The organism is Bradyrhizobium sp. AZCC 2289 (assembly GCF_036924615.1).
Classification (GTDB): domain Bacteria; phylum Pseudomonadota; class Alphaproteobacteria; order Rhizobiales; family Xanthobacteraceae; genus Bradyrhizobium.
The window spans coordinates 5,259,941-5,282,896 of record NZ_JAZHRY010000001.1; the positions used below are offsets into that span (position 1 = coordinate 5,259,941).

Annotated in this window: 19 protein-coding genes and 2 pseudogenes; 16 read left to right on the forward strand and 5 right to left on the reverse strand. The window is 60.7% G+C overall.

All coding sequences use genetic code 11. From position 1 onward, the window contains the following. Nucleotide 1 precedes the first annotated feature (1 nt). A pseudogene (gene ku / locus V1289_RS25070) lies at nt 2–535 on the forward strand (non-homologous end joining protein Ku); the annotation flags it as partial. On the opposite strand, the gene V1289_RS25075 reads toward ku, so the two are convergent. From V1289_RS25075 to V1289_RS25085, 3 genes are all read right to left on the reverse strand, one after another. Next, entirely contained in the window at nt 510–728 is a 219-nt protein-coding gene (locus V1289_RS25075; protein WP_334407666.1) for a DUF3734 domain-containing protein, read from the reverse strand. The pseudogene ku and the gene V1289_RS25075 overlap by 26 nt on opposite strands. A 520-nt stretch (nt 729–1,248) precedes the next feature. Next, nucleotides 1,249–3,147 carry a sigma-54-dependent Fis family transcriptional regulator gene (locus V1289_RS25080; RefSeq protein ID WP_334399716.1) on the reverse strand — a complete coding sequence of 633 codons (1,899 nt, stop codon included), beginning with the start codon at nt 3,145–3,147 and terminating at the stop codon, nt 1,249–1,251. A gap of 400 nt (nt 3,148–3,547) precedes the next feature. Continuing rightward, nucleotides 3,548–5,392 carry a sigma-54-dependent Fis family transcriptional regulator gene (locus tag V1289_RS25085; RefSeq protein ID WP_334399718.1) on the reverse strand — a complete coding sequence of 615 codons (1,845 nt, stop codon included), beginning with the start codon at nt 5,390–5,392 and terminating at the stop codon, nt 3,548–3,550. A gap of 319 nt (nt 5,393–5,711) precedes the next feature. On the opposite strand from V1289_RS25085, the gene V1289_RS25090 reads away from it, so the two are divergent. From V1289_RS25090 to V1289_RS25140, 11 genes are all read left to right on the forward strand, one after another. After that, a complete protein-coding gene (locus V1289_RS25090) occupies nt 5,712–6,755 on the forward strand; it encodes an NAD(P)-dependent alcohol dehydrogenase (RefSeq protein ID WP_334399720.1) in 1,044 nt (347 codons plus the stop codon). Between the two features lie 95 nt (nt 6,756–6,850). After that, complete coding sequence (locus V1289_RS25095; RefSeq protein ID WP_334399722.1) at nt 6,851–7,177, forward strand: hypothetical protein; 327 nt, start codon at nt 6,851–6,853, stop codon at nt 7,175–7,177. Then, nucleotides 7,170–7,403, forward strand: a complete 234-nt coding sequence (locus V1289_RS25100) for a hypothetical protein (protein WP_309178501.1) — start codon at nt 7,170–7,172, stop codon at nt 7,401–7,403. Before V1289_RS25095 ends, V1289_RS25100 begins: the two co-directional genes overlap by 8 nt. 122 nt (nt 7,404–7,525) lie before the next feature. Further along, a complete protein-coding gene (locus tag V1289_RS25105; RefSeq protein ID WP_309178500.1) occupies nt 7,526–9,196 on the forward strand; it encodes an aromatic/alkene/methane monooxygenase hydroxylase/oxygenase subunit alpha in 1,671 nt (556 codons plus the stop codon). A 122-nt stretch (nt 9,197–9,318) separates the two neighbouring features. Further along, on the forward strand, nt 9,319–10,359 hold the full coding sequence (locus tag V1289_RS25110) for an FAD-binding oxidoreductase (protein ID WP_334399725.1): 1,041 nt from the start codon (nt 9,319–9,321) through the stop codon (nt 10,357–10,359). Nucleotides 10,360–10,431: 72 nt separating this feature from the next. Then, on the forward strand, nt 10,432–11,517 hold the full coding sequence (locus V1289_RS25115) for an aromatic/alkene monooxygenase hydroxylase subunit beta (RefSeq protein WP_334399727.1): 1,086 nt from the start codon (nt 10,432–10,434) through the stop codon (nt 11,515–11,517). Between the two features lie 37 nt (nt 11,518–11,554). Next, nucleotides 11,555–11,908: an MmoB/DmpM family protein gene (locus V1289_RS25120; protein ID WP_309178496.1), complete on the forward strand. Its 354-nt coding sequence runs from the start codon at nt 11,555–11,557 to the stop codon at nt 11,906–11,908. 91 nt (nt 11,909–11,999) lie between these two features. After that, the gene (locus V1289_RS25125) at nt 12,000–13,010 is read left to right on the forward strand and encodes an amidohydrolase family protein (RefSeq protein WP_334399729.1); all 1,011 of its coding nucleotides are present in this window, start codon (nt 12,000–12,002) and stop codon (nt 13,008–13,010) included. Beyond that, nucleotides 13,007–13,759, forward strand: a complete 753-nt coding sequence (locus V1289_RS25130) for a metal-sulfur cluster assembly factor (RefSeq protein WP_309178494.1) — start codon at nt 13,007–13,009, stop codon at nt 13,757–13,759. Before V1289_RS25125 ends, V1289_RS25130 begins: the two co-directional genes overlap by 4 nt. A gap of 44 nt (nt 13,760–13,803) precedes the next feature. Next, complete coding sequence (locus V1289_RS25135; protein ID WP_309178493.1) at nt 13,804–15,441, forward strand: molecular chaperone GroEL; 1,638 nt, start codon at nt 13,804–13,806, stop codon at nt 15,439–15,441. A 733-nt stretch (nt 15,442–16,174) separates the two neighbouring features. Beyond that, complete coding sequence (locus V1289_RS25140; protein ID WP_334399733.1) at nt 16,175–16,837, forward strand: phosphoribosyltransferase; 663 nt, start codon at nt 16,175–16,177, stop codon at nt 16,835–16,837. A gap of 82 nt (nt 16,838–16,919) precedes the next feature. On the opposite strand, the gene V1289_RS25145 is transcribed toward V1289_RS25140, so the two are convergent. Beyond that, entirely contained in the window at nt 16,920–17,369 is a 450-nt protein-coding gene (locus V1289_RS25145; protein ID WP_334399735.1) for a YbhB/YbcL family Raf kinase inhibitor-like protein, read from the reverse strand. A gap of 297 nt (nt 17,370–17,666) precedes the next feature. Here V1289_RS25145 and V1289_RS25150 point away from each other — a divergent pair, with 297 nt between their 5' ends. Then, nucleotides 17,667–18,686 (forward strand): ribonuclease Z, encoded by a 1,020-nt coding sequence (locus V1289_RS25150; RefSeq protein ID WP_334399737.1) that lies wholly within the window; start codon nt 17,667–17,669, stop codon nt 18,684–18,686. Nucleotides 18,687–18,696: 10 nt separating this feature from the next. Continuing rightward, on the forward strand, nt 18,697–19,845 hold the full coding sequence (locus V1289_RS25155; RefSeq protein ID WP_334399739.1) for a CapA family protein: 1,149 nt from the start codon (nt 18,697–18,699) through the stop codon (nt 19,843–19,845). A gap of 212 nt (nt 19,846–20,057) precedes the next feature. Here the strand turns inward: V1289_RS25155 and V1289_RS25160 are convergent. Further along, a pseudogene (locus tag V1289_RS25160) lies at nt 20,058–21,215 on the reverse strand (saccharopine dehydrogenase family protein). Between the two features lie 580 nt (nt 21,216–21,795). On the opposite strand from V1289_RS25160, the gene V1289_RS25165 reads away from it, so the two are divergent. Beyond that, the gene (locus tag V1289_RS25165) at nt 21,796–22,476 is read left to right on the forward strand and encodes a protein-L-isoaspartate(D-aspartate) O-methyltransferase (protein ID WP_334399741.1); all 681 of its coding nucleotides are present in this window, start codon (nt 21,796–21,798) and stop codon (nt 22,474–22,476) included. A 30-nt stretch (nt 22,477–22,506) separates the two neighbouring features. After that, nucleotides 22,507–22,896 carry a hypothetical protein gene (locus V1289_RS25170; protein ID WP_334399742.1) on the forward strand — a complete coding sequence of 130 codons (390 nt, stop codon included), beginning with the start codon at nt 22,507–22,509 and terminating at the stop codon, nt 22,894–22,896. Nucleotides 22,897–22,956: the final 60 nt, after the last annotated feature.

Sequence of the window (22,956 nt, forward strand, 5' to 3'; positions counted from 1 at the left end):
CGGCGAAGAGGTCGCCAACGAGGACATCGTCAAGGGCTACAAGGTCGACACCGACACTTTCATCGAGGTGACGAAGGAGGAGCTTGAGAACGTTGCGCTGGAATCGACGCGAACCATCGAAATCGACGAGTTCGTCGACGGCAGCGAGATCGATCCACGCTACCTGATCCGTCCCTACTACCTCACTCCCGATGGCAAGGTCGGCCATGACGCCTTCGCAGTCATCCGCGAAACTCTCCGCGAAATGAACAAGCTCGCCATCGGACGCGTGGTGCTTACCAATCGCGAGCACATCATCGCGCTCGAGCCGATTGACAAGGGCTTGATGGGAACGCTGCTGCGCTATCCATACGAAGTGCGTTCCGCGGACGAGTATTTCGATGACATCCAGGATGTCAAAGTCACGAAGGACATGCTTGATCTCGCTAGGCACATCGTCAATCAGAAGGCCGGCCACTTCGAGCCCGGCAAGTTCGAGGATCAGTACGAAACTGCCCTCATCGATCTCATCAATCAGAAGCGCGCGGGCAAACCAAGTTGCAGGAGCAATGGCGCGCCATGTCCGCGATGGCGCGGAATTCCGGATCCTCCTTTGCGCTTTTCGGCAGCTTTTCAATTGTCCGCTGCAACGCCTGACGCATCTTCTGCATTCGCATCGCATGGTCCGTCATGGCGCGCGTACGGCTTGAATATTGAATGTGCTTCTGCCGGCTCGACACTTCCACCATTGTTGGCCTTCCGGGATTGGCTGATTGAAGAAGCGCGTCGCACTTAGGCGGTTGAAGGGCTGCTCCTGGCGCAAAGCGGCCGTTCGTACGCAGACAACATCCCGTGACTGATAAGGACTGAGTAGAGAGTCCATCAGTTTGGCATCAGGCTCGGGTAGGGCGCGCGTAGCCGTTTACAGTGGGAAGCCGCGACATCAATGGTTCAGTGGCGTGTGCGAACTTCGGGGCGTTCGTCGCATCCGCTCTCATCCCGTCCGAGCCGAACGCCGCCGCAGCGTCAGTGACCAATGTGACGTCATTCCGAATCCGTCGGCGGCTGCGTCGCGGAATATCGGGCTATATCGCAGATTCGGCGGGATGTAGGACGTGGAGGGATTCGAACCATCGTAAACATTGCTGTCCGGCGAACTGGGGAATCGCCTGTGCGACCAATGGCAAGAATCGGGAGTTGTGTCTCCATGATTTGAACCTACCACCCGACGTCGCTGCGACATTGCGTCGATCTGCAGCGAAGACGACATTATCCTGACCGCGCCGGACACTGCTCCAGAACCCGATAGACGGTATTTCTTGAGATACCGAGACGTCGTGCGGTTTCGCTGATGTTGCCGGCGGTTTCGGAGTGGACGGAGAGGACGCGGGCGCGCTGGATGTCCTGCAACGAGCCGGAGGTCTTGTGCGGAGGCGGGCCGATCATGGCCCCGACCGCGGCCTCGTCGATGAAGCCGTCGGTGGCGGCAAGGGTGAAGCGCGCCAGCATGTTGCGCAGTTCGCGGATGTTGCCGGGCCAGGGCCGCACGGCGAGGTTGGCGATGGTGGCCGAGGTGATTTCGCAATCCGGATCGATGGCGCCGAGCAAATGGTGGACGATGGCGTCGAAGTCGGTGCGATCCTGCAGCCGCGGCAGCGTCACCTCGAGGGTATTGAGGCGGTAGAGCAGGTCGGAGCGGAAGCGTCCCTCGAGGATGGCCTTGTCGAGGGTGGCGTTGGTGGCGGAGACAAGAAAGACGTCGACCTTGGCGCGGGCGCCGCCGATCGGACGCACGGTCCAGTCGTCGAGCAGGCGGAGCAGCACCGCTTGCAATGTGACGGGCATATCGCCGATTTCGTCGAGGAACAGGGTTCCGCCGTCGGCCTCCTTGACGAGGCCAATGGCGCCGCCGCGCCGCGCGCCGGTAAAGGAGCCCTCGGCATAGCCGAATAGTTCCGCCTCGACGAGGCTCTCCGGAAGCGCGGCGCAGTTGACGGGGACGAAGGCGCCGCTACGTCCGCTGGCGGCGTGGGCGTGGCGGGCGAGCTGTTCCTTGCCGGTGCCGGTCTCGCCGCGGATCAGGATCGGCATCTTGCGGGCTGCTGCGGTCTCGACCTGACGCACGATCGCCTGCACCGCCGGATCGTGGGCGACGAAGCCGGTCACCGCCGGTTTGGGCGCTGCAGCCCGCCGCGGCATCTCGGTCGAGCGAAGTTTCTCGGTTTGGCTGCTTCGATCTACGACTGCCACACGCCGGCGCGTGTGCAGCAATATGATGGCACCAATGTTGGAGCTTTCGTTCCTCACGAGATCGAAGCTCGCGTTCGGAAGTATCTCCTTCACTTTGAGCGGCCACTCGTCAAAGGGGATCGCTTTCAGAAATTGTGTGGGCGCACCATCGGCAACAAAGTTGCGGTGACCCCTGACGACGCTCAGTGCGTGCTCGGTCGCATGGACGATCATGCCCCGGCGATCGAGCACGACGCAATCGTCGCTTGCCCACAACGACCTCTTGGAGAGAAAGTGACGCAGCAGATTTTCGTGATCCTGCCTGATCGATTGCGCCAATACGCTTTCCACATGATGGCCCACGGAAACGGCCAGCGCGAGACTCTGCGGGTTGAAAGTGTTTGCCGGACCCGAAATATCAACGACTCCCAGAAGTTCGCCGTCGGCGGGGTCATGTATCGGAACGGCAGCGCAGGTCCATCGCTGAATTTCCGAGCAGAAATGCTCCGTACCGCGAATCTGGACGGGTTTCGATTCCGCCATCGCGGCGCCGATGGCATTGGTGCCGATGTCGGCTTCGCTCCATCGTCCGCCATGCTCCAGATGAACCGCGCGACCGGCATCAATAACTCTGGCGTCTCCCTGTGTATCGACGATCAATCCGGAGGGATCGGTCAAAATCATCATGGAGTTCGCATCGCTCAGGAATGTTCCGGAGCTCTCGAGCGCGGAGCGTGCGGCATTGCGGAGCAAGGCATGCTTGGAACGGTGACGATACAACTCGGCTTCCGGTACCAGCGGCGCTCTGGCGCGATCGACCGTGACTTGATGGTTTTTAGATCTCTGCCACGATGCTGCGACCGACGATCTCAAATTCGCCGACAGGGCTCCGCGCTCGACGAATTTTTCCCACGCCACCCGCACTTCTCGTTGGTCCATCCTGGCTCCTCCGGGGTGACGACGTCGGCGACCCGCGTCTCGACAGGTCTGCTATCGATCACCTTGATGTGGGTTCCCGGTCAGATAACCGTCTCCATGATGCAAAAAGCTCATCGACCGATGTCCCCGTCCATTCATTTGGAGGGCCCATTCCAGGATCGAATTTTGGACATTTGTCCGGCGCTCTCGTCACGATGACCACGGCGTCATCCGATCAGACAACCTATCCCGCGTTTACTTCCCGGCTTTAGCAGGCGTTTCTTTCATGTCGCCTATCGGCACAGCCTATACTCCTTGTCTGCGTGCTGCAAAGGAGACCGGGGCTACCAGGACGATGTTTTCAATAAAGTCCGTGCTGCAATCCGGTGGCTGGCGGCCGTCACATATAGGGCAGCGATGGCTATGGGCCGCTGTCCCGGCGGCTTTGGCCGAGCGCCCGATAGACGGTATTTCTTGAGATACCGAGACGTCGTGCGGTTTCGCTGATGTTGCCGGCGGTCTCGGAGTGGACGGCGAGGACGCGGGCGCGCTGGATGTCCTGCAGCGAGCCGGAGGTCTTGTGCGGAGGCGGGCCGATCATGGCTCCGACCGCGGCCTCGTCGATAAAGCCGTCGGTGGCGGCAAGGGTGAAGCGTGCCAGCATGTTGCGCAATTCGCGGATGTTGCCGGGCCAGGGCCGCGCCGCGAGGTTGGCGATGGTGGCCGAGGTGATTTCGCAATCCGGATCGATGGCGCTGAGCAAATGGTGGACGATGGCGTCGAAGTCGGTGCGATCCTGCAGCCGCGGCAGCGTGACCTCGAGGGTATTGAGGCGGTAGAGTAGGTCGGAGCGGAAGCGTCCTTCGAGGATGGCCTTGTCGAGGGTGGCGTTGGTGGCGGAGACAAGAAAGACGTCGACCTTGGCGCGGGCGCCGCCGATCGGACGCACGGTCCAGTCGTCGAGCAGGCGGAGCAGCACCGCTTGCAATGTGACGGGCATATCGCCGATTTCGTCGAGGAACAGGGTTCCGCCGTCGGCCTCCTTGACGAGGCCAATGGCGCCGCCGCGCCGCGCGCCGGTAAAGGAGCCCTCGGCATAGCCGAATAGTTCCGCCTCGACGAGGCTCTCGGGAAGCGCGGCGCAGTTGACGGGGACGAAGGCGCCGCTACGTCCGCTGGCGGCGTGGGCGTGGCGGGCGAGCTGTTCCTTGCCGGTGCCGGTCTCGCCACGGATCAGGATCGGCATCTTGCGGGCCGCTGCGGTCTCGACCTGACGTACGATCGCCTGCACCGCCGGATCGTGGGCGACGAAGCCGGTCACCGCCGGTTTGGGCGCTGCAGCCCGCCGCGGCATCTCGGTCGAACGGAGGTTCTCGATCGTCGCGACAAACGCGCTCCCTACCGCGTCCTCCAACCGCTGGTGCTCCTGCCTGCGGCTTTCCGAGAGGAAGGATTGGAAGGGTGTCAGGAATAATTCCTCGAAGCGCTGTCCGGGGGTAGTGGTTAGACCCTGCAGCAGGTTCTTGGCACGTCCGTTCAATGCCAGCACCCGACCCTCGCGATCGACAGCGAGCAATCCGGCGCTGAGCGTATGCACGTATTCGCTCCGGCTATGGAACGCGATCAGCAGGTCGTTCTCGTGTTGGCGGCGAAACAGGCCGTTCTCGATCTGCGCCGCGGCCATGGCCACGAGCGCCTGGGTGTGTTCCTGACGCGATCGGCAGTCCGACGACGCATCCAGCACACCCGCCAAGGATCCATTGGGGGTAAAGACCGGTGATGCGACACAGGTGAGGCCGCCGAAACGTGGAAAGTAATGTTCGGCGCCATGGACAAGAACCTGGCGGCGCACGATGGAAGCGGTCCCCAATGCATTGGTTCCGCAACGGGCCTCCGACCAGACGGCGCCAGGCCTGATCGAAGCGCCATGCACCGACGTCCGAAAGCTGTCGTCGGCAACCATATCCAGCAACATGCCGTCAGGCGATGCGAAGGCGATCACGAAATTCGTTCCGGCGATCTGGCTGTGAAGGCTGTGCATTTCCGCCATGGCGAGCCGCAACACGAGTTCATGCCGCTGTCGCGCCGCCCGCAGCACTGCAGCTCCTTCTATCTGAAGCGGTGGCGGGCGGCGGGGATCCAATTGGACGTCGGCGCAGCGCTTCCAGCTTTCCAGAATATCCGGCGACAACAGTTCGGCAGGAACCGTGCCGTGCCGTTCTAGCTCGCGACGCGCAAGTGCGACGCGCTCCTCCGTGGACAGCATGTTTTTTCCTCCGCGGATGTTTCTCTGAAGACCGCGTCGGCTCTCGCGCCAATCTTGTCGGTCTCGGCCGGACATCGTGATCATCACCTTACCCGCGCGCGAGAAATATCAAAGGCCGAAATATGCTGCGTCGCATGATGTTCCGCGGCTCAACATCGTTGCTCGGAAAATTGTTCATCGGTGCAACAGTCCCGGTAGTCGTCTTTAAGCATTGCGCTGGAATTTCAAGGCGTTGATGCGCTGGCACGGCAGTTGCTGATCAGGGAGGAGAAAATGTCGAAGCCGCGCTGGGGCGGCGGAAAAAAGAAGGAACCGGGAGATGAAAGCCGCCGTCCTGCATCGGTACGACGAAACCCTGAGCGCCAAGGAATTCGTCAGCTACGAAGACGTCGTCGATCCGCGCCTTGAGAATCCCACGGACGTGATCGTCCGTATCGGCGGTGCCGGCGTTTGCAGAACCGATCTCCATATCGTCGAAGGCATCTGGCGTGAAAAATCCAACGTCAATCTGCCTTACATCATGGGGCACGAGAACGCCGGCTGGGTTGAAGAGGTCGGCAAGGGCGTCACCGGGTTCAAGAAAGGCGACCCGGTGATCTGCCATCCACTCGTCACCAGCGGCCATTGCCTGGCGTGTCGTCGCGGCGATGACATGCACGCCGAGGAGAGCGTCTTTCCGGGGATCAATGCCAATGGCGGCTATGCCCAGATTCTTCTGACCGGCGCGCGCAGTCTGATCAAGCTCCCGAAGACGCTCGCGCCCAAGGACGTCGCCCCCTACACCGACGCCGGTCTCACGGCCTATCGCGCCGCTAAGAAAGCCTCGCGCCATCTCCTGCCCGGCCAGTACGCAGTGATTATCGGAGCCGGCGGTCTCGGGCATATCGGCATCCAGGTTTTGAAAGCTTTATGTGCGGCCGAGATCATCGTGCTTGATCGCGCGCCGGGCGCGCTCGAACTCGCCCGCGGTTGCGGCGCGCATCATGTGGTGAACGCGGACGGCAACGAGGTCGAAGCAGTCCTGTCATTGACCGGGGGCCGCGGAGCGGAAGCCGTCATCGACTTCGTCGGAGAGGGTGATGCAATCGCCAAGAGCCTGGCGATGACGAGGAACGCCGGCTTCTATTACATCGTCGGTTACGGCGGACGTATCGACATTCCGACCATCGACATGATTACGTCCGAAAAGACCATCGTCGGCAATCTTGTCGGGACCTACGCCGAGCTTGTCGAACTCATGGCATTGGCGGACCGCGGTCTGGTCGATCTGAAGACGCGCGAATATCCGCTGAGCGCAGCCAACGACGCGCTTCATGATCTTCATCACGGCCGTGTGCCCGGACGCGCGGTGCTTATCCCATGATCGCGAGCAATACGGCGCTGGAGTGCGCCATGCGATGCAGTTCATCGTCGAGCTGTTTCACGGCGCGGAGCCCGGCCGTCCCGGAGGGTGACGAGATGGAATCCCAACGTGACGACAAGGCGCGCATGATGGCGCGGCACGAGATGGTGATGGGATTGATCGACAACAACGCGCGCCAGTTGCGCTGCGACAATCAGCGGCACGGCGTGGAGATCGAACGCAAATTGGCGGTGCGCGCAGCGGCGCTGCCCGGTGCGCCACCGTCTTCACAGGCGGCGATTGCGGAGTGCGACGAGCGCCTCGCGGTCATCGACGAGGAAGAGCACAGGCTCGCCGCCGAGCGCGATTGGTTGACCGCGACGCTTGCCGCATTCGATGCCGCTGCCGACGAGCCGAACACCAAGGAGGATTTCGATGGCTGACGCCAATACCATGGAAGCTCCCATTCAGACCGACGAGGAGCGTTCGAAGGACGAATTTTTCAAGCGTCTCGCCGTGATCGGCGAGGACATGATCGCCGCCCACGGCAAGGATTTCGCAATAGGGGCCCTGGTGCTGCTGGCGCGATTTCTTGTCGAGGGAAAAGAGCTCGCCAAGCCATCGGAACCGACGATTGGCGAGTGGATGAAAGGGGCGAAGCCGGCCTGACGATCGGCTCACCGAAGACAGCCGTGAGGCCGCAAGCCGATCGGTGAGGATACCGCGGACGTCGTCCGCAACAACGATCTCACATGGAAGCGACGCTAACGCCACAGATAGGGAGAAGCTAAATGACGGCCAGTCTCACGCTCAACAAGATAACGGCACAGAAGGGTATCGGTATTACGGAGGCCGCGAACCGCGTCGCCGATCTCGGCTGGACACCGAGCTACGTTCAGGAAGCGATGACCTTCCCGACCGACTACAAGATCTCGAAAGTCGCCAGGGACCCGATGAAACAGGTCCTGCGGTCCTACTTCCCGATGCAGGAGGAAAAGGACAACCGCGTCTACGGCGCACTCGATGCGGCGCTGCGTGGCGACATGTTCCGCAATGTCGAGCCGCGCTGGGTCGAGTGGATGAAGCTGTTCCTGGCGATCATTCCGTTCCCGGAGATTTCGGCGGCGCGTTCGATGGCCATGGTCGGGCGGCTTGCACCCGGCGAGGAGCTACGTACCGGCTTCACCATGCAGATGGTCGACGAATTCCGGCATTCGACGATCCAGATGAACCTCAAGAAATGGTACATGGAGAACTACATCGACCCGGCAGGCTTCGACATCACCGAAGCCGCGTTCGGCAAGTGCTATGCGACCACGATCGGCCGGCAGTTCGCCGAAGGCTTCATCACCGGCGACGCCATCACCTCGGCCAACGTCTATCTGACGGTCGTCGCGGAGACGGCCTTTACCAACACCCTCTTTGTCGCGATGCCCTCCGAGGCCGCACGCAACGGCGACTACGCGCTTCCGACGGTGTTCCTGTCGGTGCAGTCGGACGAATCGCGCCATATCGGCAACGGTCATTCGATGCTGATGTCGATGATCAACAATCCCGACAACCATCTCTTGCTCGAGCGGGATCTGAAATACGCGTTCTGGCAGAACCACGCCATCGTCGATGCCGCCATTGGTACGTTCATCGAGTACGGCACCACCAATCGCGACAAGAACAAGGAATCCTATGCGGAGCTCTGGCACCGCTGGATTTATGAAGACTACTACCGGACCTACATGCTGCCGCTCGAGAAATACGGCATCAAGATCCACCATGACGACGTCTCCGAAGCGTGGGATCGCATCGTCAAGAAGAACTACGTCCACAAGGTTGCTCAGTTCTTCTCGGTCGGCTGGCCGGTCAATTTCTGGCGCATCGAGGCTCAGACCGAGAAAGATTTCGAGTGGTTCGAGCACAAATATCCGGGCTGGTACGCCGAGTTCGGCGACTACTGGAAATGGTACGGCAGGAAGAGCAAGCCGGGTGAGACCAACATCCTGTTCGACCAGGAGAACGGCTACGTCTATCCGCACCGGTGCTGGAGCTGCATGGTGCCGTGCCTGATCCGCGAAGACATCGTTTGCGACGAAGTGGATGGCAAGGTCTACACCTATTGCTCCAAGCAATGTGCCTGGACCCATAAGGTGGCGTTTGCGGCCGAGTACGAGGGCCGTCCAACGCCGGCGATGGGCCGCTTCAGCGGCCGGCGCGAGTGGGAGGATTGCTACCACGGCTGGGACCTCGCCGACGCCATCAAGGACCTCGGCTTCGTTCGCCCGGACGGCAAGACGCTGGTGCCGCAACCGCATTTGCGCTTCGACGACAAGGAAATGTGGACGCTCGACCATGTGCGCGGTCACACCCTGCAGAGCCCATTGCGGCTGCTGCGGGAACTGAGTCCGGCGGATCGTGAGAAGTCGCTCGCGGAATATCGCAAGGGCTTCAAGATCCGGCCGTTCAACTGACGCTCCATCGAACTGACGCTGCACCGGGAGCCGCCAAGGCGGCTCCCGGACCACCCCAAGCGGGCACCGTCGATCCGCACCAGGAACACCAAGAGCTTTGGGAACCATCCCAGGGAGACCCCATGCCGGCACCAGCAATTCATACCGTCCGTTTCGAGCCGCTCGGCGTCGAAATGGAAGTTGAAGAGGGCGAGACCGTGCTCGATGCAGCGTTCCGGCAGGGCATCTCACTGATGCACGGCTGCAAGGAAGGTCAATGTGGCAGTTGCAAGTCCCGCCTGCTCGACGGCGACATCGAGCTTCTCAAATACTCGACGTTCGCGCTGCCGGATTATGAAAGCGAGACCAACCACGTTCTGCTATGCCGGACACACGCCTTCAGCGATCTGACCGTCGAACTTCTGAATTACGACGAAGATCTGTTGAGCCGCTCCATCGCGGTCAAGGAATTCGATGCGCGGGTCGTCGGCGTCCGGGCGCTGACCCACGATATCCGCCAGCTCGAGGTCGAGCTCGAAAAGCCGCTGCGCTTCTGGGCCGGACAGTATGTCGATCTGACGGTTCCGGAAAAGGGCATCACGCGCGCCTTCTCGATGGCAAGCGCGCCCAACAGTCCGACGACGCTTCATTTCATCATCAAGAAATATCCCGATGGCGCGTTCTCCTCGCTGCTCGACGGTGACTTGAAGCCCGGCGACAAGCTTGTCGCCAAGGGACCGTACGGCACGTGTTTTCGCCGCGAGGAGCGCTCCGGCCCCATGATCCTGGTCGGCGGGGGCTCCGGCATGTCGCCGTTAAGGTCGATTCTCGCCGATCATATCGAGAGCGGCGAACAGCGGCCGATCCGTTTCTTCTATGGGGCGCGCACGCGCGCGGACCTGTTCCTGCTGGACGAGTTGGCGGCCATCTCGAGCAAGCTTCCCGACTTCAAATTTATTCCGGCGCTGTCGCACGCGCAGCCCTCCGACGAGTGGCACGGCGAGACCGGCTTCATCCACGAAGCCGTGGGCCGGCATCTTCGGCAAGAGCAACTGACCGGCGAGATCGACAGCTATTCGTGCGGTCCGCCGCAGATGATCGACGCCGTTCTGCCGGTTCTGCAGATGGCCGGGGTCGAGCCGGATCGTATCTACTTCGACAAGTTCACACAGCCTACGCGATGAGAACGCCTGAACAAGCCCAGACCACACTCAGGACCACATACGACGATAACCAAGAAATCCGAGGAGGATACCATGAGCGCTCAAGTCCAAACTGCACCACAGAAGTCGGGAGCCGCGGGTGCGGCAATCTTCGCCGGTTCCGAAAGCCGGAAGTACAATTACTACGAACCGAAAGGCCGCAAGGCGACGCATTATGAAGACATGACCGTCGACGTTCAGCCCGACCCGGAACGCTATTTGTTGCAGGACTGGATCATCTCCTTCGGCGACGGACGCCCAGCCTATTCAAAAGACTCGACCGCCGCCAAAAGTTCGAACTGGCACAAGTTCCGCGCCATCGATCAGGAGTGGGAGCGCACCCATTACCAGCGTCAATCGACAATCTGCGGCATGATCCAGAACGTGATCGATAATGGTCGCAAGTCCGGCGCGGCATCGCGCTTCGACAAGACCTGGATCAAGGTTCTACAGGATCATCTCGGCGCCTACAAGCACGCCGAATTCGGCCTCGGCACCGCGACGATGCAGGCGCAGCGTTACGGCTATACCCAGATGATCAACAATGCCGTGTTGACCAACTCCTCCTACAAGCTGCGCTTTGCCCAGGATCTCACGCTCTATCTGGCCGAGCTCGGGATCGACATCGGTCCGACACTCGATACCGCCGCGGGCAAGAAGCACTGGCTGGAGGATCCGGTCTGGCAGGGCACGCGCAAGTCCATCGAGTCGATCATGGGCGCGACCGATTATCTCGAACAATACTTCGCGATCAATCTGGTGTTCGAGCCGCTCGTCGGCGAACTGTTTCGCAGCGGCTTCATCATGCAGTTGGCTGCCGCGCAGGGCGACTTCATCACGCCGGCGGTGGTCTCGGCCGCCGAGGCCGACTACGAGCGCAATCTCGCCAATGCGGTGGAGCTGTTCCATATCCTGGCCCACGAACCGGAGTTCGCGGCTCACAACCAGGGCGTATTCAACGGCTGGCTCGCCGAGCATGGGGCGCTTGCGCTCGAGGCCGCGAAGAATCTGCAGCCGATCTGGTCGCAGCCACGGGTGAAGGTGTCCAGCTTTGCCGATGCGCTGGCGGCAGCCAAGAACCGTATCAAGACCATCACCACCGAGGTCGGTATCCGGGCGCTTGCTTCGCTCACCGCCTAATCAACCCGCAATCCCGTCAACAGAGAAGGAGGCAGCGATGTCCCAACACCAGGCCAACATTTTCAAATCGATGAAGGACGTCCGTTTCGAGGGGACGATTTCCCATCAATGCGGTGTGACCATGAACGACAGCGTCGAGGCGCGCGTCATCGCCGAGGTCATGGCGGACAAAGCCGGAATAACCGTCACCTATATGCCGGCGATGATCCGGATCGATGGTAACGGCAAAATCCTGTTCGACATGGCGGAGATTTCCGAGGCGCTCGGCCGCGTCATGACGCCGCATTTGTTCGAGATTTCGACGTCAACGCACTACGGCAGGATGGTGATGATCGACGACAATACCGTCGCGCTATTCGGCGACATGAACGATGCCCTTGCTTACGAATAGGCGTTCATGGCGACTGGCTGACGCGGCATCGATTGGCTCGCCCGGCAACACCGCATGGGCCGGGTGAAAATCAGGATAGGGGAGAAACAACATGTTTAAGACCAAGGACGGCGAAGAGATCTTTGTGATCGACGGGCATACTCATTTCTGGGACGGCAGCCCGCAAAACCAAAAGAATGTACACGGCAAGCAATTCATCGATTGCTTCTACGCCTATCACTCAAATCTCAGCCCGAAGGAATGGCTGTGGCCGAAGGAGAAGTTTGAAAAGTACGATGCGCAGACCATGCACGACGATCTCTTTGTGCATGGCTATGACGATATGGCGATCTTGCAATCGACCTACCTGTCCGACTTCTACAAGAAGGGCTTCAACAACATCGAGCGCAACTATGCGATGAAGAAGGCCTATCCCAACCGCTTCATCATCAATGGCGCGTTCGATCCGCGGGACGGCGAGCGAGGCCTCGATCAGCTGCGCGCGGACGCGGAGAAATACCATCTGAAGGGCGTCAAGCTGTATACCGCCGAATGGAAGGGAGACTCCAAAGGCTACAAGCTGACCGATCCGGCGTCCTACCGGTTCCTGGAAGAAGCAGTGAAGCTCGGAATCAAGAACATTCATGTTCATAAGGGGCCGACGATTTTGCCCCTGAACCGCGACGCCTTCGATGTCGCCGACGTGGATGATGTCGCGACATCCTTCCAGAACCTGAACTTCATCATCGAGCATTGCGGCCTGCCGCGGCTGGACGATTTCTGCTGGATCGCCACGCAGGAGACCAACGTCTATGGTGGTCTTGCCGTCGCGCTGCCGTTCATTCATACGCGGCCGGGCTATTTTGCTCACGTCATTTCCGAGCTGCTGTTCTGGCTCGGCGAGGATAAGCTGCTTTACGGCAGCGATTACGGCATTTGGACGCCGAAATGGCTGATCGAGAAATTCATGGCCTTCGAGCTGCCGGACGATGTGGCCAAGGAGACCGGCGTGTCGTTGTCGCTGACCGCGAAGAAGAAAATTCTTGGGCTGAATGCGGCGCGCCTCTACGACGTCGATATCGCGGCGCAGAAGCAGAAGGCTCCTCTGGCGGCCGCATCATGACCGTTGCCAGCGGACCATATGCCGGTCGTACGTCCGAGATCTGGGATCGGCTACACCATGTGACCGACCCGGAACTCGACGAGTCGGTGACAGAACTCGGCTTCGTCACTAGCGTGGAGGTGGATGCCATCGACCATGTCCACATCCAGTTCCGTCTACCGACCTATTGGTGCGCCGCCAACTTCGCCTTCATGATGGCGGACGATATGCGTGCGGCCGTGAGCGCCTTGCCATGGGTTCGCGGTGCGAGCGTCGTTCTTGGCGAGCACATGTATGCCGACAAGATCAACTGCGGTATTTCGCAGGGCCTGTCGTTCCAGGAAACCTTCGGCAGCGAGGCAACCGCAGATTTGAGTGAAGTGCGTCGCACCTTTCTCCTGAAGGCGTTTCAGCGCCGCCAGGAAGCACTGCTGAGTCAGCTGATGGCTCGGGGTTACACGGCGGAACAACTTGTCACGATGATCCTTGCCGATGTCCAGGCGCTGGTTGTCGAAAAGGAAGGCCAAGACCTGGTGGGGCGCTATCTGGAGCGGCGCGAGATCGTTGGACCGTGCAGCCCGGATGCGCCGGCATTCCTGTCGGCGGAGGGGCGGCGTCTCCCGGCCGAGGGCCTCGAGGTTTATGTCAGAGGCCTGCGGCGCGTCGGTGTCAACGCCGAGTTCAACGGCGCCTTGTGCCGTGGCCTGTTGTCGGCGCGCTTCGACATGACGACCCCTTTGCCCGAGCGTCCCAAGGTGAATCCGTCTTAGCGGGGCGCCGGAAGCCAACGGCAACAAAAATCGGGAGGAAATCAATGCCAAAGATGATGCTGCACGACGAAGCCGCGCGCGAGGCCCTGGGCCGCGGGGTTGCAAAACTGGCGCGGGCTGTCGCGGCGACGCTGGGACCGCAGGGTATGAACGCGATCATGGATCGGCCGATCGGCACGCCGATCGTCTCCCGCGACGGCGTAAGTATAGCCGACGAGATCGAACTCGAATGTCCGTTCGAGAACATGGGCGCGCAGATCGTGCGCGAGGTGTCCCGGCAGACCAACGAGGTCGCCGGCGATGGCACCACGACAGCGACGGTGCTGGCGGATGCGCTTGTTCAGCAGGGGCTTGCGTGCCTCGCTGGTGGCGCCAATCCGGTGGAACTGGTTCATGGCATCGAAGCGGCCGTCGAGGCGACCATCGCAACCCTGAAACGAGAGGCAAAGCAGCTACAGGGCGGCGAGGGTGTGCGGGCGATCGCGCGCGTTGCCGCCAACGATGTCGCGCTTGGAAATCTTGTCGCTGAAGCCTTTGAACGGGCTGGGGCGCAGGGCATCGTCGACGTGCAATTTGGCATCGGCGTCAACACCGTCCTGGAGGTTGTCGAGGGCATGGCGTTCGACCGCGGCTATCTGTCCCATCACATGGTGACGGATGTCGAGAGGATGCAGGTCGTGCTCGATAATCCCTACATTCTGATGACGGACCACAAGATCCTGTCGCCAGCCGAGTTGACGACGGCTTATGGATTGATAGCGAAGAGCGGACGGCCGCTGCTGCTGATCGCCGATGAGGTGGCCCCGTCCTGCATCATCGACATGCTGGCACGGCGCGAGCGCGACCAGCTCAGGGTTGCGGCCATTCATCCACCGGAATACGGACACTGGCGCAAGGCCCTGCTTGAGGATATCGCGATCACGACGGGGGGAAAGGTCATCGCCCGCGATCTCGGTGGCAGTGTCGACAAGTGCGGATTCGCCGATCTCGGCAGCGCGCGCCAGGTGCGGATCTCGGCTGAACGAACGCTGATCACCGCAGGCAATGGCAATCAAGTTGCCATCGACGCCCGGCGCGAACAGATCAAGCGGCAATATGACGCCGCGCCGGAGAACATCGAGCGCGACAAGTTTCAGGAGCGGCTGGCAAAGCTCGCGGGCGGTACGGCCATCATTCTCGCCGGCGGCGCAACTCCCGTCGAGCAGAAGCGACGTGTGCAATTGATCGAGGATTCGATTAACGCCACGCGCGCCGCGCTCGAAGAGGGTGTCGTGCCGGGCGGCGGCGTCGCCCTGGTGCGTGCTGCGCCGGCGCTGGATCCGCTGATCGCCAGCCTCACCGGCAGCGCGCGGCAAGGCGCAGAACTTCTGCAGCAGGCCCTGATGCAACCGCTTTTCCGGATTGCCGCCAATTGCGGTCTGGACGGCAAGACCTACGTCAACAAGGTGGCAAAATCGCTTAATGGCGTTGGCCTCGATGCCCGCACAGGAGGCCTCGTTGATCTAGTCCAGGCCGGCATCATCGATCCCGTCAAGGTGAGCTATAGCGCGGTGCGCAATGCGGCATCGGTAGCGGGATTAATTCTCACGACGCAGACGTTGATAGCCAAGAAGCCGGACGATTTTGATCCGACGGCGGCACCGGCGCGGGGCGGCGGAGCAGAGCTTCTCGGCCGAGCCTGAAATACGCGGCTGATCAAGACGAGAGACAGTACTGGTCGCGGCAGTAGTTGCGGCAAAGGAAACACGCGCGCGAGCGCGCCATTCTAACAATCTCGTCAATACGCGGGAAGCGATGGCCGCTTCTGGCGCGTAAGCGACCACCGGCAAGATGCCAGTGGTCGACGATTAGAGCTCTGAGCGTCATCCACCTCGATCCCGTCCGATAAGCAATCCCTTGTTCCAAGGTCGTTGTGTTCTCCCTACAGGGCGAACAAGCGTGAGGGCTCCTCCGCCACTCCACCCTCCGCGTCGCTCTACCGCGAGCGTGCTATTTATAACGATCAAGCAGGAGTCTGGCTCTTGTAGAGCGCTTGAGCGGCCGCTTCTGGCAGCGCAAAGCGGCCGTTCAAATGCAATAGCCATCTCGTAACTGATAAGGAATGAGTAGAAATGGAGTCAGTTCGCACTGATAAGCAAATGAGCAAATATTGAAATCCTTATCAGTTTGCGGCTTTGGGCGTGTTTCGCGCTACCACATTGTCGGCTGTCGGTTTGTAGCTCCGGCCGGCTCAGAAAGCTTACCTTACGAGTGAGTGCGGTCGCGCTGTTGTTGTCAGCATCTTCGTCCACGGCTTGGTTTTGCTGATCAAACGTGGAAAGCGCCATGACCAATTGAGGCCGCGGCCAGTTTGGTGCTAATCAACAATATGCCTGTCGGGGCCGATAATGTAGGACCTTGCAAGGGTCGCCCGTCATGCCGTTTCAGAACAGAACCGATGCCGGTCGGAAGTTGGCGAAGGAACTTCTCAAGTACAGGAGCCGCCATCCCGTGGTCCTGGCGCTTCCCAGAGGCGGCGTTTCGGTTGCGGCGGAAATCGCCGCCTCTCTCGATGCTCCACTTGATTTGATACTTGTCCGCAAGATCGGTCTGCCAAGCCAGCCGGAGCTTGCGATGGGGGCCGTCGTGGACGGCGATAAGCCGACCGTCATTTGCAACAATGACGTTATCGAATTATCTGGCGTGAGCGAGCGAACGTTCCAACAGGTCTGCAGCGAGGAGCGCGCCGAAATAGAGCGGCGACGCCAACGCTATCTGGGCGGTCGAGCAAGGTCAGAAGTAAAAGGGAAAGTAGCGATCATCGTCGATGACGGGATTGCGACCGGCGCAACGACGCTTGCAGCAATAAGAGCCGTTCGCAAGCGGCAGCCGAAGGAATTGGTGCTCGCGGTACCCGTGGCGCCGGTTGATGCCGTCGAGAAGCTGCATTCCGAAGTCGATGCAATCGTTTGCCTGGAAACGCCGCGGGATCTTGGCGCGATTGGATATTTTTACCGCGATTTTCGGCAGATCAGTGACGACGAAGTTATTGCTATTCTCAAACGATTTCCTGCGATCAAGCCGGCGCAAGCGCCATGAGAACCGATGCCGAGCGTCTTGCTCACGGACCAGGTAAGGCGCAGACCGAATCCCGATCCCGAATTGACCCAGCCGTAAGCGGCTATCTCTCATACCAACCGACGAGGATCGCTTCCGCGATCACAAATTTGCGTGCTTCCCGCTCTACGTCACGGCAGGACGCATTGGCCTGTGCCCGAAGATGGTCCGTCGAGAGGGCAAGAAGCCGGAAGTGATAGTGGTGTGGCCCATGGCCGTGCGGCGGACAAGGGCCGCCATAGCCCGCTTTCCGAAAATCGTTGAAGGCCAGATTTTTCTTTGTGTTCTGCCCGGCCCCCTCCGCAAGCTCCGTTACGGTCGGAGGAATATCGTAGACCGCCCAATGATGCCATGTTCCGGCGGGCGCATCGGGATCATCGCAGAGCAGGACAAGACTGCGCGTCCCTGCAGGCGCGCCGGACCATTGCAAGGGTGGCGAGAGGTTTTCGCCGTCGCAGGTAAAGCGTCGCGGAATTGCTGCACCATCGGCGAAGGCGCTTGAAACAAGTTTCATGGCTCTCTCCATCAGGCTGCAGGAGGCATCGGCGCGGGCTTGACGTGCCCTTCCAGATCCGGCTCGGCCAGCGAGCGAGCATCGATTGCCGTACCTCGTCGCGTAGCCGAACGAGCGTGATCAGATTGCAGAGCCGTAGTTCGATCTTGCCGGTGCGGAGTCCAAAAGTCTGCTTAAATCTGGAAGTTCATGGAGCATTGACCAAAATCAACCCGGTGTACGAAGGAGAGTTCCTTGGCCAGTGAAGGTAGAGTGACGCACAAGACGCGTGAAAAACCTGCTGCAGAATAGTTTGCCATGCGACCGATCTTCCATCCGAGCCTGGTCAACGGTCGCTACGGCGACCCGACGGTCTATGTGGAGACGCTGTTCAAAACGCACAGTGTGCTGTTCGATCTCGGAGAAATCGCTTCCCTGTCACCGCGGAAGATACGACGCGTCGACCAGATCTTCGTCTCGCATGCGCATATCGATCATTTCATTGGCTTCGATCATCTGCTCCGTTTGCTTGTGGGACACGAGAAAACAGTACACCTTTACGGCCCGGCCGGCTTTGCCGAGCGCGTCTATCACAAGCTTCAGGCCTATCGATGGAACCTGGTCGAGAGCTACGGCTCCGATCTAGTCTTCGTTGTGAGCGAGCTTGAGACGCCGAACTCCATCTCTACCAGGCAGTTCCGGTTGAAGAGGGCTTTTGCCGCGGAACCGTCGGCGTCGAAAACAACTCTTGACGGCGTACTCTGTGACGAACAGACCTGCCGCGTCTCAGCCGCCATCCTCGAGCATCGTACGCCCTGCCTCGGCTTTGCCCTGCAGGAAGCGGCCCATGTCAATATTTGGAAGAATCGCTTGTCCGAGCGCGGGCTTCCTGTCGGGCCGTGGCTGCTGTGGCTCAAGCAGGCCGTTGTGGAAGGCCGTCCGGACGATTATTTGATACCGATCGATGGAGCTGCGACTTCGGAAGGTCGCCTCGAGCGGCTCGGCAGCCTGCGTGACCTCCTGACGGTCACTGCCGGTCAGAAGATCGCCTATGTTACCGATGTCACCGACACGCCGGCCAATCGTGCCGCCATCGTGGCGCTCGTTCAGAATGCGGATATCCTCTTCATTGAGGCGGCATTTGCGGGGGCGGACGCCGCATTGGCGAGGGAACGGGCCCATCTTACAACTACGGCTGCGGGAGAAATTGCGCGGGAAGCCAATGTGCGCCGCGTCGAGCCCTTTCACTTCTCTCCGCGCTATGCGGGAGCGCAGGAGCGCATGCTGGCCGAGGTGATGACGGCGTTCAGGGATCCCACACCTGACGCAAAAACCTGAGTGGTATTTCATGCCCGAGGAAAGACATTTGTCGGCTGGGCATCGGAAATCGGTGCGACTCTTCCTATGCGGGGATGTCATGTGCGGCCGCGGCATCGACCAGGTGTTGGCGCATCCCTGCAGCCCCGAAATTTACGAAGATTGCGAGCGATCGGCGGAGGGTTACGTGCTGCTCGCCGAGCAGGCGAACGGGCCCATTCCGCGGCGCAACGGGTCGTCCTACGTTTGGGGCGCTGCACTGGGCCAGTTGGAGCGCATGCAGCCGGACGCGCGGATCATCAATCTCGAAACGGCTGTGACCCGCAGCCACGACCGCGTGAACAAGGGCATCAACTACCGCGTGAGCCCCGAGAATGCAGAATGTCTCGCGGCGGCCAAGATCAACTGCTGTGTATTGGCCAACAACCATGTGCTCGATTGGGGCCGCGCCGGCTTGCTGGAGACGCTGACGACTCTGCAGAAACTCAACGTCAAGGCGACGGGCGCAGGACGCAACGATCACGAAGCGCGTGCACCCGCGGTGCTGAACCTTGGCAAAGCGCGGCTCTTGATCTTTTCGTTTGGATCGACATCGAGCGGCATCCCGCTCGAGTGGGCTGCGACACCCGACGCTCCAGGTGTCAACTTGCTGCCTGACCTGTGCGAGGCGAGCGCGTTGGAGGTCGCTGACCGGGTCATGTCGCTCAGGCGGCCGGGCGATCTCATCGTCGTTTCCATCCATTGGGGATCCAATTTGGGATATCACATCCCGGATGAGCAGAAGATTTTGGCCCGGGCCCTCATCGACCAGGCTGGCGTGTCGATCGTTCACGGGCATTCTTCGCATCATCCGAGAGCGATCGAAATCTATCGAAACCGCCTCATTCTCTATGGCTGCGGTGATTTTCTGAACGACTATGAAGGGATCCATGGTTACGAGCGCTACCGTGACGACCTGGCCTTGATGTATTTCGCCGACCTGGATCCGACCAACGGAAGCCTCCATGCACTCAAACTGGTTCCCCTGCAGATCAAGAACTTTCGTCTCTCCATTCCATCGTGGCGGGACATCGAATGGATCCAGCAGACACTGGATGGGAGATGTCAGCAGTTCGGAACAAGGGTCATTCCTGATTCCGAACGGCAGCTTGTAGTTGTCGGGCCTGGGGCAGGGACCTAACTCTGGTCACAATACCTCCCGTGGACCGCTTTTGTGAAGGTTTGCGGACGCCGGCCCCCGAGTGCGCCGCGCCACCTTCATGGGCCGGCATCCGAAAACCTTCACAGATGCGGCCATTGAACCGGATTTGAGGCTCGCGCTCGCCAGGCCGCGCTTTCGTTGGGGTTACGATCGACGTAATCCAGCACGCCGCTGCGGTTCCGAGCGTTACCTCAACGCGCGCTGAAGGTGAGGCCGGCGCGCTCCTTCAGACGCTCGCGCAACGCCGGACCCATCAGCGCGCCGGGCGTCCAGGTGCCGCCCTCGCCCTGCACGTCGCGCACGAGGCAGAGAGCGCCCTCGGCGATCATCTTGCTGGTCGAGCCGTAGCCCGGATTGCGGTCGCCCGTAACTACCGCTTCGACCCGTCGGCCATCCGGCAGCTCGCCCAGGAAGAGGATGTCGTAGAAGCTCTTCCCGAGTCGGGCCTGCGCCGGGTTTGAGGCCGCCGGTCCTGAACAAGGAAACCATCGTGGCGAACGTCTCCGTCGACACGCGAGCGATTTCCCCAAATCCCGGCGCGACCATCATCTTGTCGTAGACGAAGTCCGTGCCGTAGGGATGACCCAACAGGAAATTCGTGCGGTGCACGTTCTTGGTGTTGATCGGCGCCATGGGGAACGGCACGAGCCACACGTTCATGCTCGGGTCGTATTCGGGGATGAGGCCCGACGGCTGAGACGGCCCGGTGAACCCCGGCGTCAACGCGAAGGGATCGGTCAGCAGCCGGATCAGGGCCGGGTCGCGCGCGGCGGCGGCCAACGTCGCCTGAGCGCTCGCCGCGGTGCCGCCAGACATGCCGCCTTTCACCTTGCGCAGGCGGGCTTTGACCCGCCGCGCCGGGCGTCCGAATTTCTCGCGCGCCCTCTCCTGCAACGTGAGCACGCCGAGATCGAACGGGATGGAATCGAAGCCGCAGGAGAAGACGATGCGCGCGCCGCTCCGTTTCGCCTCTTCGTGATGGGCGTCGATCATGCGCCGCATCCAAGCCGGTTCGCCGCACAGATCAACATAGGCCGTGCCCGTGGCCGCGCAGGCCGCCACAAGCCCGGGACCGTGGAGCTGATAAGGCCCGACCGTCGTGATGATCACGGCCGCGCGCTCGCACATCGAACGCAGGCTGGCCGGCTCGGCGGCATCCGCCTTCACCAAAGGCAAATCGTCTGGTGCGCCGATGTCGGCACGCATCTTCTGGAGCTTGTCGGTCGAGCGTCCCGCGATTGCCCAGGACGGAGCATCGTCGCCGCGATAGGACGTCGCCAGATATTCGGCGATCAGACGGCCGGTGTAACCGTCGCGCCATAGACGATGAGGTCGAAGTCCCGCTTCACGACGTTGGTTCTCCTCGAGACCCGGGAGCGCTATCTTCAGATCCGTGTGCAATCGCTCTGTACGCTTCGAGGTCTTCCGCAGCTATCAGTGAACTTTATCTCGGGATACAGGACCAGCTCATTGTGATCTTCCGTTGCTTTCACCAAAGCGTTCCGCGCTGCAGGAGCAGCGCGAGCCTGCGAAATGTAAACGCCGGCAGCGCGAGCAAAGGAGCGGCGCCGGATTGCTAGTAAAATGCCTGCCGACGGCATGGTCGCTGTCCGTTCCGCCACAAAGATTTCGGCAGGTCCCTCTTCAAGGGCAGCTGTCGAGATTGTACAATCTTCCCGCCCGTTTGAAGGCGTCTCGTTGTCCTCAATGGACTTGCAATGTCTTCAGCGTGTCATCGGCGATAGAGTTCCACTTGAGGAACCTCCGCCGCGTTGCCCGCGAGAGTGGTCGTGGCGGTGGCCGGCTGCAACAGCCTGGCTGGGTGGGCGCGGGTGCACCGCCCATGCGCAATGCCGGTGTGAGCCGCGGCAAGCGGCTGGAACATCAGTTCGGGCAAGCTTTCCGATCGCGTGCCCGTGAAGGTTACCAATGCGAGCAGAAGATCTTGAGCCCCTGCGTAAGCACATGCTTGCGGTCATCGCCGCCGGCGCCTTTGAGCTGCGCGACGCGATCGGCAAGAATGCGCTAGACGAACGCGTCATGACGGCCATGGGCAAGGTGCCGCGGCACGAGTTTGTGCCAATCGAACTTCAGCACTACGCGTATGACAATATTCCACTTCCAATCGGCTTCGCGAAGACCATCTCGCAGCCATTTGTCGTCGCCTTAATGACCGATCTGCTCGACATCAAGGCCGACGACAGCGTTCTCGAAATCGGTACCGGTCTTGGCTACCAGGCCGCTATCCTCGCGCAGCTGGCCCGCAGGGTATACTCCGTTGAAATAATCGAAGAGTTTGGTCAAGCGGCGAAACAACGACTCCGACAGCAGGGCTGCAGCAATGTCGAACTCAAGATTGCCAATGGCTATCACGGTTGGTCAGAGCACGCCCCCTTTGACAAGGTGATCGTAACAGCCGCTCCCGATCTGATTCCTCCTCCGCTGATCCACCAATTGAAAGCGGGTGGGAAAATGGTGATACCGGCCGGCCTGCCCAATACGCAGCAGCTCATTGTGGCCGAGAAGCTCGCCAACGGCAGAATGACGATGAAAGAGATTCTGCCCGTCCGATTCTCTCAACTCGAGGGGACTGAACCCGGCTTATCATAAGCCCGGTGATGCATCCGTAACGGAGCATAGATGACCACCTCGAAAACGATCGCCGGCCTGATCGGTCCCACCCTTGTCGCTATCGCTGCCGGCATGCTGCTGAACTTTGGCTCGTTCCCTACATTGGCGGAACTGGTTTCCCGCGACCCCGCGCTCATCTTCGTGTCAGGCATCCTCTTGTTCGTCGCTGGGCTTGCCATTGTGCGCGTTCACAATCGCTGGACGAACGGATGGCCGGTGCTTGTGACCGTCCTTGGCTGGCTGTTCGTCCTGGGTGGCCTTGCCCGAATGCTTTTTCCAACCGGACTCGCCGCGATTGCCGCCGGAATTGGCCAGATCACCGGCGCGATCATTGCAGGAGGCATCGTCCTCCTGGGGCTCGGCGCCTTTCTTTCGTTCAAGGCATATCGACGTGATTGAGCACGCGCACCCTTTCCAGCGAGCGTTTTCATGACAGCTGTGGGTCAAATGCGACCTCGC